Below are 14,644 nucleotides of genomic sequence, written 5' to 3'. Positions count from 1 at the left end.
TCACTCCTACAAGGGGAATGCATTCCAACTGTAGGAGTGAGCCTGCTGCGATGAGGCCCTGAGCCGCTATACAAATCTCAATCGGGCAACTGCTCCACCTCAATCCCCAAGCGCCGGTAATCCTCGACACTTCCCGACGCCAGATGCTGCTCGGTAATCAACGTATGCACCCGCGTGCACGGCGTCACCACAAACGGCTCAACCGCGCCCAGCTTGTCCGCCGTGGTCACCGCGATCACCTGCGCGGCGCTTTCGAACAGCGCCTGTTTCACCGGCACTTCATCGAAATAAAGCGAACTCAGTCCCACCTCCGGATGAATCGCGCACACCCCGGTAAACAGCAGGTCAGCCTTGATGCTTTGCAGCAGACGCACAGTTTCGTGACCGCTGACCGACATGGTCGCCAGGTTCAACTGCCCGCCCGCCAGAATCACCTTGATGCCCTTGTATTCGGCGAGAGTGATGGCGGTCATCGGCGAGGTGGTCACCGCGGTGATGCGGATATCCGCTGGCAATGACCGCGCAATCTGCAACGTGGTGGTGCCAGAGTCGAACAGCACAATCTGACCTTCCTTCACCCGCCCGGCGGCAAGCTGCGCCAGGCGCGTCTTTACCTCATCGGTTTCACTGATGCGGGTGAAGTAGTCCTTGCCGGTGTCCTTCGGCCTTGGCAAAGCACCGCCGTGTACCCGTTGCACCAGGCCGGCATTATCCAGTTCGGCGAGGTCGCGGCGGATGGTGTCTTCGGACACAGCGAAGTGCTGGCTCAACTCGGACGCCATGACCTTGCCGTCGCGTTCGAGGATCAGGAGGATTTTCTGCCGACGCAGGGATGGGAGTTCGGTGACCGAATGATCGTGCATGGTTATGCCTGTTTATGCTTGTAATTGCAGGTTTTAACCGAGATTAGCCAAAGCCCCGGGCAAACACAAACAGGCGGGTATCAATTGTTTCGATCATTGGAATCAACACGCCGAATTTTTTCTTTGCATTGCGCCTGTTCAGAATGCCCCCACACTCAACAGGCTTCAGGATGAACACCTTATGAATCTCAATTTCGCTTTCGCTTGCATGATCGTCGTGTCTTTCGCGGTTGCCTTGGGTCACGCCTGAGGCATCAAACCGACGCTGCCAGATGCTCGCGAAACCACTTGTGCGCGGGATCACGGTGCAGTCGCTCGCCCCAGAACATCGCCATTTCGTAGCCCGGCACCTGCAGCGGTGCCTCGACCACTTGCAGTGCCGGGTTACCGCGCACCAGCCGTGACGGTAGCATCGCCACCAGATCGGTGCTCGCCAGCACCGCCATGACCATCAAAAAGTGCGGCACCGACAGCACCACTTTGCGCGACAGCCCCACGTCGGCCAGCACCTTGTCAGTCACCCCGAAAAAGCCCCCGCCTTCACGCGACACCAGCACGTGTTCCAGTGCGCAGAACTCATCGCGGCTCGGTTTACCGGTCAAACCGGGATGCCCGAGACGCCCGGCCAACACGTAACGCTCGGTAAACAGCACCCGTTGATGCAGGTCCAGCGGCGCGTCTTCGGTGATGTGCAGCGCCAGATCGAACACGCCCTGCTCCGCTTGCTTGACCAATTGCGCTGGCATCAGGTCGATAACCGCCAGCCGAGTGCCCGGTGCCTGCGTACGCAAACCACTCAGGGCTGGCAGGAGAACGGTAGATTCGCCGTAATCCGTCGCCGCGACTTTCCAGGTCTGGGTCGCCAGTGCGGGGTCGAACGCAGCAGCCGGCGCCACCGCCCGTTCCAGTGCTTGCAGCGCCTCGCGCAAAGGCTCGCGCAACTCATCGGCCCGCGCCGTCGGACGCATGCCGCGTGGGCCGGGGAGCAACAGCGGATCGCCAAAGATGTCACGAAGCTTGGCCAAATGAACGCTCACCGAAGGCTGCGAGAGGTTCAACCGTTGCGCCGCGCGGGTGACGTTGTGCTCGGACAGCAACACGTCGAGGGTCAACAGCAGATTGATATCCAGCCGTCTCAAATTATTCATGGCTATACCAGACATATCAGACATTCATTTCCAATATACCTGTGGAACGCCGATCCTGCTGCCATTCAGCCACGGAGTTCCCCCATGAAAGTGCTATTGGTCTACGCCCATCCCGAACCCACCTCCCTCAATGGCTCGCTCAGGGACTTCACCGTCCAGCGCCTCGAAGCCGCCGGTCACAGCGTGCAGGTTTCCGACCTTTACGCGATGAACTGGAAAGCCACCCTCGACGCCGACGACGCCCCAGAGCGCGATAAAAACCAGCCGTTCCACGCCTCCCTCGATTCGAAACGCGCCTACGCCCAAGGCACACAAGCCGCCGACATCGCCCGCGAGCAGGAAAAACTGCTGTGGGCCGACGCGCTGATCCTGCAATTCCCGCTGTGGTGGTTCACGATGCCGGCGATCCTCAAGGGCTGGGTCGATCGGGTTTACGCCTACGGGTTTGCCTACGGTGTGGGTGAACACTCCGACAGTCGTTGGGGCGAGCGTTATGGCGAAGGGAAGATGAAAGGCAAACGGGCGATGTTGATGGTCACCACCGGTGGCTGGGAATCGCATTACAGCCCGCGCGGGATCAATGGGCCGATGGATGATCTGCTGTTTCCGATCCAGCACGGGATTCTGCACTACCCCGGTTTTGAGGTGCTGCCGCCGTTCCTGATTTACCGCACCAGTCGCATGGATGAAGCGCGGTATGCCCAGACGACTGATGAACTGGGACGGCGTCTGGATGAGTTGTGGAGCACGCGGCCAATTGCGTTTCGACATCAGAATGCAGGGGATTACGAGATTCCGGCGTTGACGCTCAAAGATGCCATTGCCCCGGACAGTGAAGGTTTCGCCGCACACATTCGTTAAGCCCAAAAAGATCGCAGCCTGCAGTAGCTCTTACCGGGGGTACGCAATCCCAACGCAGGAGTTGCCGCAGGCTGCGATCTTTTGATCTTAATCAGCAACCACCACCCGCGCCTTGCGCACAAACAACGCATGCGCCTTCTCCCAGAAATTCCCGCCCAGCACAAAAAAGCTGCCAATAAACATCAAGTCGCCCAACAATTGCAGTTGCCACAGATTGGGCCGCAACCCCGGCCAGAAGTTGTCGAAATACGGTTCCAGAAACGACGTCAGCAACGGCAGGCAAAACATCACCACGCCCACCCGATGCCGCAGCGGCGAGACTTCCGCGACAGGCGTCGGCAGCATCCCCGAGACATGCCGGCCAATCGTGCGCTTGAGTTCAGCGAACCCCGCCTTGCCCATCACCGCGATGACCAGCAGCAACAACACCTTGTTACTGATGAACAGCACGCCGGTCAGCGCCGCGACCTTCGAGCCGGGTACATCGAGGGCGGCGGCCAGCGGCACCATCAGCCACGAGCCGAGCATCAGGCAGATGATCCCGACACCGACTTTGAAGCGCCAGGTGGCGTGGCCCGGTGTCACCGGATCTTGGGCAGTTTCCATGGTCTCGTACCTGTTTGGGTGGGGGCTGATGCCCGAAAAGCGTAGCAGCAGATTCGCCCGAACAACTTGCAGTTCGTCGTCTATGCTCCACTGATACTTGCGGGTCAGGGACATAACGCAATGCCTTGGACAACAGCCCTGCTGACGCGGCCCGGTCATCTGTTGTTGCTTGTCGCCTTGAGTTTGAGCGGCTGCGTGCGCCTGGGGCCGGATTTCCAGCCGCCCGCCGAGACGTGGAGCAAGCAATGGAACAGCGTGGCGCTGGAACAAGCCAGCGAACGTGCCGCCGAGCCGGATCTGCGCCAATGGTGGCAAGTGTTCGCCGACCCCGTACTCGATCGCCTGATTGCCGAAGCCGATGCGCACAATAGCAGTCTGAAAATCGCCGGCTTGCGGGTGCTCGAAGCCCGCGCGCAACTGAACATCGCCGAGAGCGGTCGCTACCCGCAACTGCAACAGGTCGGCGTCGACAGCTTGTACGTCGACCGCCATCAGTCCGGGGGCAACAACCCACAGGATCTGCACTTCTGGCAACACAGCGCTGCGTTCGATGTCGGTTGGGAGCTGGATTTCTGGGGCCGTTTCAGCCGAGCCATCGAGTCGTCCGACGCCAGTTACTTCGCCGCTCAGGCCAACTACGAAGACGCGCTGGTGCTGTTGCGCGCGCAAGTGGCCGACACCTATTTTTCCCTGCGCACCACCGAAGCCCGGATGCGTGTCGCCCGGGAAAACGCCGTCCAGCAAAAGCGCAACTTCGAGATCACCGAAAAACTCTTCAACAGCGGCCAGACCGCCGAACTCGATCTGCAACAGGCGAAAACCCAGTACCTCGGCACGCTGAGCAGCCTCCCCGCATTCGAAGATCAAGTTCTGCGCACCCGCAACGCCTTGGCCGTGCTGGTCGGTCAGCCACCCGGTGGCGCGGCGTTGCTGGCCGAACAACCAGGGCTGATTCCCTTGCTGGATCGCGCCGTGCTGCAAGACGTCCCGGCCAATCTGCTGCTGCGTCGTCCGGACATACGCGCGGCAGAACTGAATGTCGCCGCGCAATCGGCGCTGGTCGGTGTCGCCGAAACCGATCTGTACCCGTCGCTGACCTTGCTCGGCAGCATCGTCTGGTCCAGCGATACCCTCGGCGCCACCCCGCGCAGTCTCGACCTGATCGGCGGCCCGAGCCTGCGCTGGAACATCTTCGATTACGGCCGCATCCGTAACAACATACGGGTGCAGGACGCGCGTTTGCAGCAGTTGATCGAAGCCTATCGCGACAAGGTCCGCCAAGCTGCGCGCGAAGCCGACGATGCTGCCAGCGGCTTGAGCAAAGCGCTGGAGCGCGAACGCATTCTGCGCCAGGCCGAAGGCGCTGCGCGACGTTCGCTGGTGCTGGCCAACACCCAATACCGCGAGGGTTATTCCGACTTTCAGCGGGTGCTCGACGCGCAACGCGCCCTGCTCGAATTGCAAGACAACTATCTGGTCAGCCGCAGCAACGCCGTGAGCAACCTGATCGCCCTGTACAAAGCCCTCGGCGGCGGCTGGCAAAGCAACGCGCCGCAGGTCGATGAGCCGACACGGCAACAGATGCAACAACGCACTAATTGGGGCGATTTGCTCAGCGCGCCGCCCGACCGACCGGCGTATCCCCTTCCATCGCAGGTAACCCGTCATGACTGAAGCCGCGCCACCCGCCCCGGCCCTCGCGCCTGCCCAGGCTGATCCTGCAAAAAAAGGCATCCGCTGGGTGCTGTTGCTGATCGTACTGAGCCTGGCCTGGTACCTGCTCGCCGACCGCTACACGCCCTACACCCAGCAGGCGCGGGTCGGTGCGTTCGTGATTCCGGTGGCGGCGGAAGTCGCCGGTCGGGTGATCCGGGTCAACGTGCGCAACAATCAGGATGTGAAGGCCGGCGATATCCTGTTTGAACTCGATCCGCAGCCGCTGCAGATTGCCGTGGACCGGGCAAAAGCCGATCTGGAGTCGACCCGTCGTCAGGTCGGCGCCAGCACCGCTGGCATCGCCTCGGCGCAGGCTTCGTTACGAGCAGCGCAAGCCAACGAACTCAAGGCGCGGCAGGACAATCAGCGGCTCGAGGGCTTGTACAAACAGGATCCGGGCACTGTCTCCGTGCGGCTTCTGGAAGTGTCGCGGGCCAACCGTGAGCAAGCCGTGGCCCAAGTCGCCGCCGCCCGCGCCGAAGTGCAACGTGCGCAGGAACAGGAAGGTGGTAGCACGGACACTAACGCACAGTTGCGCAGCGCAGCTTCTGCATTGGCCAAAGCTGAACTGGATTTGTCTAACACCCGCATCGGCGCACGCTCTGCAGGTTTGATCACCGACCTGCGCACCGACGTCGGCCAGTTCACCGCTGCCGGCAGTCCGTTGATGACCTTGATCGCCATCCACGACGTATGGATCAGCGCCGACCTGACTGAAAACAATCTCGGTCATGTGCAACCCGGAACCCCGGTCGCCATCGTCCTTGACGCATTGCCCGGTGAAGTCCTCGACGGTCGCGTGCGCAGCGTCGGTTATGGCGTGAGCGTCGGCCAGACACCCGCGCCCGGCACCCTGCCGAGCATTCGGAACAGCCGCGACTGGCTGCGCCCGGCGCAACGTTTCCCGGTGATCATCGAGTTCTCTGAAGAGGCAAAGAAACACCTGATCGACAGCCGCGCGATCCGTGCCGGTGGCCAGGCGGAAGTCATGGCCTTCCCCACTGAAGGCAATCCGCTCAATCCGCTGGGGCGGCTGTTTGTCGGCCTGATGAGCTGGCTGTCGTATGCCTACTGAGCGCAGCGTCCCGGCGCAACGGGCCTTGCGCCTGGCGTTCGGCACGGCGCTGTGCACCGCCGCCAGTTATGCGTTGGCCTTGCCGCTGGCGTTTATTTCACCGGTACTGACGGCGCTATTGCTGGCCAGTTTGCCTCGGCCATTGCCACTGAGAGGCGCATTGGTGCTGGCGTTAGTTGCTGCGCTGACGACGAGTATCGGCCTGCTGCTGGTGCCCTTGCTGCGTTATTACCCGATGAGCGGCGTGCTGTTGATCGGCCTCGGTTTGTTTCTGGTATTTCGCTTCGGTCTGCGTGGCGGCAATCCGTTGATCGTGACCTTTCTGGTGATCGGCATGACCATGATCTGCGCCGCCGGGTTTGCCGAATTCGATCTGGCGATGGCGGTGATTGGCGCGCTGGTCAAAGGCTTGTTACTGGCCGTCGCGGTGGTCGGTGTCAGCCACGCGGTGTTTGCGGAACGACCCGACAGCCCCGCTCCACCCAAACCGCCCACCTTGCCCGACGACGAAGTCCCGCGCGTGGCGCTGCGCGCCACCCTGATCGTCATGCCGACGTTTTTACTGGCCTTGAGCGACCCGGCCAGCTACCTGCCGATCATCCTCAAAGCCGTCAGTCTCGGCCAACAAACCTCTACCCCCAACACCCGCCACGCCGGGCGCGAACTGCTCGGCTCGACCCTGCTTGGAGGCTTGCTGGCTGTGCTGCTCTGGTGTGGTTTGAGCCTGTTCGTGCATGTGTGGATGTTCTTTCTTTGGACGCTGCTGTTCGGGCTATGGCTGGCGCGCAAGCTCTATCGCCTGGGCCCGACAACGTTCAGCCCCGGTTTCTGGCTCAACACCCTGGTGACGATGATCATCCTGCTCGGCCAATCGGTGCAGGACAGCGCGGCAGGCAAAGACGTCTACAGCGCCTTCGCGGTGCGTATGGGCCTGTTCATCCTGGTGACGCTCTACAGCGCATTGATGATGCACCTGCTCGTAGCGCACAAGCCTCAGCGTCAAGGTGTGATCTGATAGCCGCGCCCCTGCAGACACCCCGTGTAAGCACTGGAACTGGCTGCCGCATCGGTTTTGCTCTGTGCGCGCTGCCGTGCGCCACCGACTACAGCGCCGGCGGCAGCCGATTGCCCGGCGCGGTTTTGCCGGTAATCCTGCTGACGATCATCGTCGACCGCATCGTAGAACTCGTCGTGCTGGCGGCCGCGCACCTCAGCCGCTGTTGCACCGGCCGCAGCACCCACGGCTGCGTCCTTCAGACGACCGCCGGTTTGCGGGGCTGATGTCGTCGAGGTCGAGGCAATGGAGCGGCAGTCGTTGATATCGATCTGGGTTTGTTGCGAGGTCTGGCCCTTGAGCGGGACGACGGATTCGGCGCTGGCTTGAGTGGTGAAGATGGCAGCGATCACGAGTGGGATGAACGCTATGCGAATCACGATTACCTCCGGCGGGGCCTGGGGTTGGCTGCGAGGCGGGGTAGTCCGGGAGTGTAGTTCAATGTGCTCGAGGAAGAATGCTTAAGAGGAGAGGATACTGACCTCACCGTTATGGAATCAGTGGCTCGCACTCGCCGTTATGGATACCATCCCGACACCCCCAATTTTGCCGATCACGGATCTCGATGCGTCGTTTACTCAGCCGAATTGCCGCGCTCATCAAGCCTGAGGCAAAGCCACTTTTTGCCGGATACAGGAGCCCAAGGGTTCTAAAACGAGCGTTATTTCCTGCCGTTTTTTACGTGTTTGAGTGACGCTGAAAAACAGCGCTATTACGCAAGATTCAATGCCAGCGCCGCGTGGATAGAACAACTGGAGTTGATGTACGGCGACGATTGATTCGTTCAGGCCCCCTCCCGTACTCGCCGCACCTGCACCCACAACGCCGGCGCAAAATGCAGCAGCACCATCCGCGCCAAGTGGTGAGTGAGGATAAACACCACGTTCAGCCCACCGGCAAACGCGACAATCGCAATCGTCTCGATCGCCCCCGGCATGTACGCCAGCCATAGCGACAACGGATCGCTGCCCAACCACCGCGCCGCTACCTCTGCAAACACCGCCGCCACCACAATCATCAACCCGACCGAGACCAGCGCCGTGCGGCCATGCAGGCCCAACTCCCTGACGCCCAACCCCTGAAACCGCGAGCCGATCCGCACACCGAGAATCAGTGCCGCCAGATTCAAGCTCCAGTCGGGCATGTGATAACCGTGCAACCAGCCTGCTTTTACAAAGACTGCGGTGATGATGATCGCCGTGAGCATGAAGGGCGCCGGCACGCCGATCACCAGCAGCAATCGACCGAGCACGACGCTCAAGCCGATTACCGAGAAAACCGTCAACGCCATGCCGGTGGTCAACGGATCGCTATCAACAGCAGCCACCGACACCTGCCCCGGAATCAAAAAGCTCACCAACACCGTGATCAGCAGTAACCGCATCAGATGCACGATGATGACTTTGCTCGACGCCTTCTCCGACTCCAGCAAATCGAACACCGCCGCCAAAGCACCCGGATACACCGCCAGCAGCGCATCGGTGCGATTCCACCCTGCCCCACGCGTCAGCCACCAACCGGCCAGGGCAATCTGCACCGTCAGGCACAGCAGCAACACGCCAAGGCTGGGCAACATGGTCGACGCCGTCGCACTGTCCCACGCTTCGAACATCAGCCCGGTGGCGATGCCCAGGGTGACCTGGATGTAGCCCAAACCATAAGGCGTTGCGGGTACGAAGCCTGATTTAGTGACGACCAGTGCCGTGACAAGGATCGAACCCAACAGCAAACCATGAGGCACACCGAGGGATTGCAACACCGCGCCAAAACCGGCGGCGACCAACAAACACAGAATGGATTTCATATTCGCCTTCCTGGCAATTCAACTGGCTTAAGCGCGCAACCGTCCAATCGCGCGCCGGTACTTCTCGATCCGTTCCAAATCCTCCCAGCTCGGCGAGGCAATTCGCGACAGGTCGCTGTTCTCTTCCAGATCCGCCAGTTTCACCACCCGGCCAATCGGGTTCTGCGCCGCGCGATCGACAAAATCCTCATAGGACTCACCCGGTACTTTGGTTACCGACGCAATAGCCGTCAGCACCTCCTCGCTGAAGCCTTCCTTGCGCAAATCATCAAGGCTGATATCGCAATCCTCGACCACATCGTGCAGCACCGCGACGATGCGTTCTTCCAGCGTGGTCATGCGCAGCATTACCTTCAGCGGATGCAGAATGTACGGTGCCCCGCCCTTGTCCACCTGCCCGGTGTGGGCCGTAGCGGCGATGGCGATTGCCCGTTCAAGCGTTTGAGTCATGAGAATCCCCGCAGGTTAAATGCCATACCGGCCGCCAACGTGGATATTGCGTTTGAGCCAGGCACCAATGGCCTTCAAGCAACCGACGGGCTTCGCTGGCTCGGAGTGACGCTTGAGAATCATCGACACCAATGTCACTTGATCCACACCAAGATGTGCATCGATCAGCTCAGCGACCCAGGCACTATCAGACTTCTTCAAATGCTCACGCCACTCACCGGGCCAGGCCTCCAGCTCATCCAGCGCCAACCAGATCGCGCCGCCCTGCTCGGCATGCCCGCCACCAATCGATTGTTCGAAACAAAAAGGCGTGGCCGCTCGGGTCAAGTCGATGCTGAAGAAGTAGACGTCGTGGGTCTTGTGCTGCGGAGTGGGGGCGTTGTTGCGACCGCCGATCTCGATCATGGGCAATATTCCAATCCTTGGGCGCTAGATGTGTCCGATTGTTTCGCAGTCTACGCGAACAGCGCAAATCAGAAACCTGATGGAACCTCCTTCCCCTGCATAATCTCGAAACCATAAGCGCCCGATCATTGATCAGAACCGGCGCCCTTGAAGAGGAAAGCCCGATGAACATTCGATTCCTGCTTCTGCTCGCCACGTTCTGCGTCATCCCCACCTGCGTCATGGCCGAAGCCTGCGACGTCGAGACCCGCTCCTCCAGCGCCTCCGTGCCCACCGTATCCGGCCATAGCTGCTACGAATACGAAGGCATGCCCGTCAATTCCATCGACTGGACGTGCAGCAACGAAAGCAAAGACATGGTCAACGCCGTCAAGAAAAAGGTCCAGCAGTGCGATGACCACTATCAAGCCACCTGCATCGCCACCCTCACCCAAGAATCCCTCGCCAACCCGCACTCCACCAGTAAGGACAAAAACGCCAAAGCGTTGAATATTCCGGATGGCGCGCAGGTGACCACGTATTACTACGGCGCGGAGAATCTGGGGCAGGCGAAGATTGATTGTGAAAGTGGCGGTGGACATTGGAAGGCGAAGTAACGGCTGTTTAGCGCACATAAAAAGGGACACCACTGGTGTCCCTTTTTAAATATCGATGCAATCACCGTGGCGAGGGAGCTTGCTCCCGCTGGGCTGCGAAGCAGCCCCTGTACCAACATGCAAAGCCATGATTTGAGATTCGACCGAATTTGAAGTCTGAAAAACGCGTAGGAAAACACCCCTTGTGGCGAGGGGATTCAGCCCGGATAGGTTGCGAAGCGGCCCCAAACCGGCGAGCTCATTTCTCCAGACACGCCGCAGGCCACGGATTACGACGACTGCGTCGCCGAGCGGGAGCAAGCTCCCTCGCCACAGGTGTGGGGTTTGCGTCCTACAGGTCGGTTGTGGCGGCGGGAATTGCTGCCTAGAGTGGGGCTGTCGCTGACCGCAGTTGGCGATGGGTTTCGCAGCCCTAAGGAGAAATTGGATAACACCGTCTAACGACAATTCTGGCAAAATTCGCCGGCATTACGTTTTATGGCGGCTGTGTGCGGGAGACTTTCGAGTCTGCCGAGTCTGGTTTCTCCTCGGTCTGCGAACCTGCTCACAGCCGCCACCCATTATGTTTCGCAGCAGAACGGTGGCTCATTTTTTATTGAGAGACCATTCCTAATGACGATCAAAAAACCGCTCCACCACTACGCCCACATGTCCCACCCAGCCACCGACAACCCTGTCCTCCTCATCGACGCCGACGCCCCACTGCGCGACCTCCACGCCTGCCTGGCCGAACGCCTAAACGCCATCCTCAAATACCTCGACCTCATCGCCTGCACCAGCCTCCGCGACTACGCCGAGCACGACATCAACACCGTGACCAATATCGCCAGAATCATGGTGCAGGATGTGAGTGATGTGTTTCGGGTGATTGAGCAGCGGGGGTTTGACATAACAATCGAGCAATAAATTGATAACCAAAAATTGCAAATAGCTGAGTTTTTTCTCTCCGACTCAAAAGAAGCTGAGCAAGCTAACGCTTGCTCAGCATGCCCTCAACACTGGTCAACAGACGTCGTCCTTCGTCGCACCCGCTTCCTCTTGAGAAAAAATGCTGGCACCCTGACATGAATCAAGGCGAATCTATGAGCTATAAATCCTAATGATCGTCTAACTACAGAAACAGCTAGCCGGTCAAAAATTGGTGCAGTCCAAGCCAAAAGTATAATTCGAGGCAAAACAACCAATGCTAGGTAAAACGGATGTACAACAAAGCCCTGAAAAGACATCGCCGGCGATGTCACTAGTGAATAACAGAAGTTTTATTTACGCGACACTTCTCGCCACCACCATTTCACTTTTGTTTACGCTAGCCATCATACACTTCTCCCCTATAAGTGAAATTCTGATCAGTCATACCCAATATGCACCTACGAAAGACTTCAAAGAGCTAGGCGAGTACGAGCAAGTCATTATAGACCGCATGATAAAGGAGAAGTCGATAATCACGGTAGATAGCTTATGGTCTATGCAAGTTTCATTCTACCAAACAATAGTAAGCCTATTAATAGCACTAAATGCCGCCATACTTGTCATCGCATTTGTAATAATTAGAAGCTCATCGAAAGCAGAGGTCATAAAGTCTTCCATCGAGCAATTTAGAGAATTCTCGCGAAGCGGAAACTTCACAAAACTTGTTGAGCGCAAAGCAAAGAAAGAAGTTACCAAAATCAATCTAACATATGGCGACATGCTTGATGCAATTGAAGAGCTTGGCACTAGAGCAAATTCAACCGATGATGCTATAATTGTCATCAGCAATCGTCTAGCAGAATTAGACAATTCTGAAGATGATGAATTAAAGACAGAAGAATCGGTAATTAGGTAACCATATGGCTTTCATACGAAAAAGCGAAAAGCCTCGGACTGGAATAATCGGCACAAAAAGTGTCGACATCAATGAAACCGAAAAACTAACCACCACACAACTAATTGATTTTGCAAAGAAAGACGGTATAGAAACCGCACCTCTAGATATTCATGCCTTAGTGAAATCTCTGGGTATAAGGCTTGTAAGCATACCTATGAAAGATGAAATCTCCGGATCTCTCAGCCTTTCAGAAAATGGCAAAGAGTGGATCATCAAGGTCAATGCGTTACACCATCCCAACCGGCAGAGATTCACTATTGCGCATGAGCTAGCACATTTTGCACGCCATAGATCATTACAAGCACAATTCGAGGATCAAAACTTCTTCAGAAAAGGTGATACAAATGCAATGGAAGCGGAGGCGAACCGATTTGCAGGCGAGTTACTCATGCCAGAAGTACTATTCAGGGATCGAGTTAAACTTTTCAACGGAAGCATTGAAGCCATTGCACAATGCTTTAAAACCTCAACACTTGCTGTAAGAGTTAGGGCCAAACAATTAGGAATGAAAGGACATGGACTGGAATAATTTTGTTTACTTCCCTGTTTTAAAAACAAAAGACGCCGAATTAAAAGCAATTACATCGATTGACAAAAACACAAGAGAAAAAACACTCCCAATATATGAGATAACCAAATCCAGAATAACAAAGAAAAACTCGCTCGGAGACATTGCTAAGAGGCTTGATCAAATCCGTACAATTCAGAATGGCTTACCTTTTATTCTGGACGTGTCAACGGACCCAAAACAAATCAATGAGCAGATAGAAAACATACTATCTCCAGAAGAAGGATATCGTTTTTGGAGAGAATGGCTCGAGACGCATAATGATCTGTTGATAGTCCCAGTAATTCATATAAATTTTGATGATGATGAGGATCTTAGCGAAGCAAAAAAATTTGTTATATCCGTAGCAAGAAATCACCCAAAAATGGCTCTTCGCTTACCTACAGACTTATCCGAAGAAGAGTATAGAAAAATCCTCTCTACGATAATTCCCGCACTTGGCGAATCCAAGTTATTCATCCTATTAGATGATGGATGTATTCGCTCCCCCGTAAAAGATAGCTCTATCTTTTCTGTCGCTCAAAACTACCAATCAGCCTTTGACAAACTAATCAATCTCTACACTCCAAACACTTGGCTAGAAAAAATAGTTTGCATTGCAGGCTCATTCCCTCAACTCGTAAAAAAAGAAGGCAAGGGTGATGAATCTGGAAATTTCGACATATACGAACACGGTCTTTATTTACACTTAAAAGACAATAGACCACGCATGCAATTTGGGGACTATGCATCGATCAACATAAGCCAAATTGAGATGCGAGGTGGGACTTTCGTACCACGCATTGATTTCTGCACTGACGACAAATTCTTTTATTACCGAAAGCGTCGCGAAAGCGGATCCTATACATGGTGCGCCAAACAAGTTATTGCCGACGCTAACTTTGCCAATAATTACACATGGGGAGACAACGAAATATTTAGCGCAGCTTTAGGTACCCCATCAGGAATTAGCCCCTCTTTCTGGATTTCCGTCCGCGCATGCAACTACATGACAAGAAGGGCAAAAATATTAAGCATCTAACTTAACGAAGGGCAACCCCAACGAAAACACGTCATCTAGCGTCACTACGGCGCTGATCTCACTTTGAAAGGTGACGGTTCTCGCCCCAAACTTATAGATAATATATTTTCGAAAAAAATCCTTTATAGAGCCCCTGCTATGCAGACATGCAATTTTTTTGCAGAGCTCGAACTTTGATTTAGCTGACACCTTGAACTCTTTTCGCAAAACCTCCATGGGAATTGCATCCAAAGTAACTAGTGCATCGAAACTTTTTATCAGTTTTGCTTTACGCACTCGCCGCATGCCATCCTCATCACAGACATAGATCCCTACAGCAGTTGAAATGGATGCACGTATAACTGATAAATGCTTTTTATCGCAAACGACATATACGAAATCAAACAGCTTTCGATATGAATCCAACTGATCGGACAACCTGTCGACCCTATCGAACATGGACTTTATTTCATAACCAACAACTTCACCCTCTTGCACACAAATCAAATCTGCTCTTCTCCGTCCAAAATGAAAAGGAAATTCGGTAGAGATCACTTCCGTCTTAGCATCACCAATAAGGTACTCTACCAAAGCACGCTTTATTTCAAGCTCTCTCATCCTTCGCCATACT

Annotated in this window: 18 protein-coding genes; 9 read left to right on the top strand and 9 right to left on the bottom strand. The window is 56.1% G+C overall.

Annotated elements, in window-relative coordinates; all coding sequences use genetic code 11:
- Window positions 1-77 precede the first annotated feature (77 nt).
- The 3 genes from AACY50_RS14245 to AACY50_RS14235 are packed head-to-tail and all read right to left on the bottom strand — an operon-like array spanning window position 78 to window position 2,011.
- On the bottom strand, window positions 78-863 hold the full coding sequence (locus tag AACY50_RS14245) for a DeoR/GlpR family DNA-binding transcription regulator (RefSeq protein ID WP_339433236.1): 786 nt from the start codon (window positions 861-863) through the stop codon (window positions 78-80).
- A 43-nt stretch (window positions 864-906) separates the two neighbouring features.
- A complete protein-coding gene (locus tag AACY50_RS14240; protein WP_339538742.1) occupies window positions 907-1,107 on the bottom strand; it encodes a hypothetical protein in 201 nt (66 codons plus the stop codon).
- 10 nt (window positions 1,108-1,117) lie between these two features.
- On the bottom strand, window positions 1,118-2,011 hold the full coding sequence (locus AACY50_RS14235) for a LysR family transcriptional regulator (protein WP_339466103.1): 894 nt from the start codon (window positions 2,009-2,011) through the stop codon (window positions 1,118-1,120).
- An 84-nt stretch (window positions 2,012-2,095) separates the two neighbouring features.
- Between AACY50_RS14235 and AACY50_RS14230 the strand changes: the two genes are divergently transcribed.
- On the top strand, window positions 2,096-2,872 hold the full coding sequence (locus AACY50_RS14230; RefSeq protein ID WP_339466101.1) for an NAD(P)H-dependent oxidoreductase: 777 nt from the start codon (window positions 2,096-2,098) through the stop codon (window positions 2,870-2,872).
- Between the two features lie 87 nt (window positions 2,873-2,959).
- On the opposite strand, the gene AACY50_RS14225 is transcribed toward AACY50_RS14230, so the two are convergent.
- Window positions 2,960-3,478 carry a transporter suffix domain-containing protein gene (locus AACY50_RS14225; RefSeq protein ID WP_339433239.1) on the bottom strand — a complete coding sequence of 173 codons (519 nt, stop codon included), beginning with the start codon at window positions 3,476-3,478 and terminating at the stop codon, window positions 2,960-2,962.
- A gap of 120 nt (window positions 3,479-3,598) precedes the next feature.
- Here AACY50_RS14225 and AACY50_RS14220 point away from each other — a divergent pair, with 120 nt between their 5' ends.
- Genes AACY50_RS14220 through AACY50_RS14210 form a run of 3 tightly spaced genes read left to right on the top strand, consistent with a single transcriptional unit; the run spans window position 3,599 to window position 7,284 of the window.
- The gene (locus AACY50_RS14220; RefSeq protein ID WP_339538741.1) at window positions 3,599-5,152 is read left to right on the top strand and encodes a TolC family protein; all 1,554 of its coding nucleotides are present in this window, start codon (window positions 3,599-3,601) and stop codon (window positions 5,150-5,152) included.
- On the top strand, window positions 5,145-6,269 hold the full coding sequence (locus AACY50_RS14215) for an HlyD family secretion protein (protein ID WP_339538740.1): 1,125 nt from the start codon (window positions 5,145-5,147) through the stop codon (window positions 6,267-6,269). Before AACY50_RS14220 ends, AACY50_RS14215 begins: the two co-directional genes overlap by 8 nt.
- Window positions 6,259-7,284, top strand: coding sequence for a DUF2955 domain-containing protein (locus AACY50_RS14210; protein ID WP_339466098.1), 1,026 nt, complete (start codon window positions 6,259-6,261; stop codon window positions 7,282-7,284). The genes AACY50_RS14215 and AACY50_RS14210 overlap by 11 nt, the downstream gene beginning before the upstream one ends.
- Here AACY50_RS14210 and AACY50_RS14205 read toward each other — a convergent pair.
- From AACY50_RS14205 to AACY50_RS14190, 4 genes are all read right to left on the bottom strand, one after another.
- Complete coding sequence (locus AACY50_RS14205) at window positions 7,269-7,703, bottom strand: hypothetical protein (RefSeq protein WP_339466097.1); 435 nt, start codon at window positions 7,701-7,703, stop codon at window positions 7,269-7,271. The genes AACY50_RS14210 and AACY50_RS14205 overlap by 16 nt on opposite strands.
- Before the next feature lie 404 nt (window positions 7,704-8,107).
- The gene (locus tag AACY50_RS14200; protein ID WP_339538738.1) at window positions 8,108-9,127 is read right to left on the bottom strand and encodes an AbrB family transcriptional regulator; all 1,020 of its coding nucleotides are present in this window, start codon (window positions 9,125-9,127) and stop codon (window positions 8,108-8,110) included.
- A 27-nt stretch (window positions 9,128-9,154) separates the two neighbouring features.
- Window positions 9,155-9,577 (bottom strand): HD domain-containing protein, encoded by a 423-nt coding sequence (locus tag AACY50_RS14195; RefSeq protein ID WP_339433245.1) that lies wholly within the window; start codon window positions 9,575-9,577, stop codon window positions 9,155-9,157.
- 15 nt (window positions 9,578-9,592) lie between these two features.
- Window positions 9,593-9,982, bottom strand: a complete 390-nt coding sequence (locus tag AACY50_RS14190) for a hypothetical protein (RefSeq protein ID WP_339538737.1) — start codon at window positions 9,980-9,982, stop codon at window positions 9,593-9,595.
- Window positions 9,983-10,146: 164 nt separating this feature from the next.
- On the opposite strand from AACY50_RS14190, the gene AACY50_RS14185 reads away from it, so the two are divergent.
- The 5 genes from AACY50_RS14185 to AACY50_RS14165 all read left to right on the top strand — a co-directional run bounded on the left by AACY50_RS14185 (window position 10,147) and on the right by AACY50_RS14165 (window position 14,034).
- Window positions 10,147-10,578 carry a hypothetical protein gene (locus AACY50_RS14185; RefSeq protein ID WP_339538736.1) on the top strand — a complete coding sequence of 144 codons (432 nt, stop codon included), beginning with the start codon at window positions 10,147-10,149 and terminating at the stop codon, window positions 10,576-10,578.
- Between the two features lie 612 nt (window positions 10,579-11,190).
- Complete coding sequence (locus tag AACY50_RS14180; RefSeq protein ID WP_339538735.1) at window positions 11,191-11,484, top strand: fructose-bisphosphate aldolase; 294 nt, start codon at window positions 11,191-11,193, stop codon at window positions 11,482-11,484.
- A 277-nt stretch (window positions 11,485-11,761) separates the two neighbouring features.
- A complete protein-coding gene (locus AACY50_RS14175) occupies window positions 11,762-12,403 on the top strand; it encodes a hypothetical protein (protein ID WP_339538734.1) in 642 nt (213 codons plus the stop codon).
- A 4-nt stretch (window positions 12,404-12,407) separates the two neighbouring features.
- Window positions 12,408-12,974 carry an ImmA/IrrE family metallo-endopeptidase gene (locus AACY50_RS14170; protein WP_339538733.1) on the top strand — a complete coding sequence of 189 codons (567 nt, stop codon included), beginning with the start codon at window positions 12,408-12,410 and terminating at the stop codon, window positions 12,972-12,974.
- The gene (locus tag AACY50_RS14165; protein WP_339538732.1) at window positions 12,961-14,034 is read left to right on the top strand and encodes a beta family protein; all 1,074 of its coding nucleotides are present in this window, start codon (window positions 12,961-12,963) and stop codon (window positions 14,032-14,034) included. The genes AACY50_RS14170 and AACY50_RS14165 overlap by 14 nt, the downstream gene beginning before the upstream one ends.
- Here the strand turns inward: AACY50_RS14165 and AACY50_RS14160 are convergent.
- Complete coding sequence (locus AACY50_RS14160; protein WP_339538731.1) at window positions 14,023-14,631, bottom strand: sce7726 family protein; 609 nt, start codon at window positions 14,629-14,631, stop codon at window positions 14,023-14,025. The two genes, AACY50_RS14165 and AACY50_RS14160, sit on opposite strands and share 12 nt — an antisense overlap.
- Window positions 14,632-14,644: the final 13 nt, after the last annotated feature.

The sequence above is a fragment of the Pseudomonas sp. RA_15y_Pfl2_54 genome (assembly GCF_963971015.1).
GTDB lineage: Bacteria > Pseudomonadota > Gammaproteobacteria > Pseudomonadales > Pseudomonadaceae > Aquipseudomonas > Aquipseudomonas baetica_A.
Note: the sequence above shows the minus strand (reverse complement) of the source record. Positions and strands in the feature narration are given on the sequence as shown.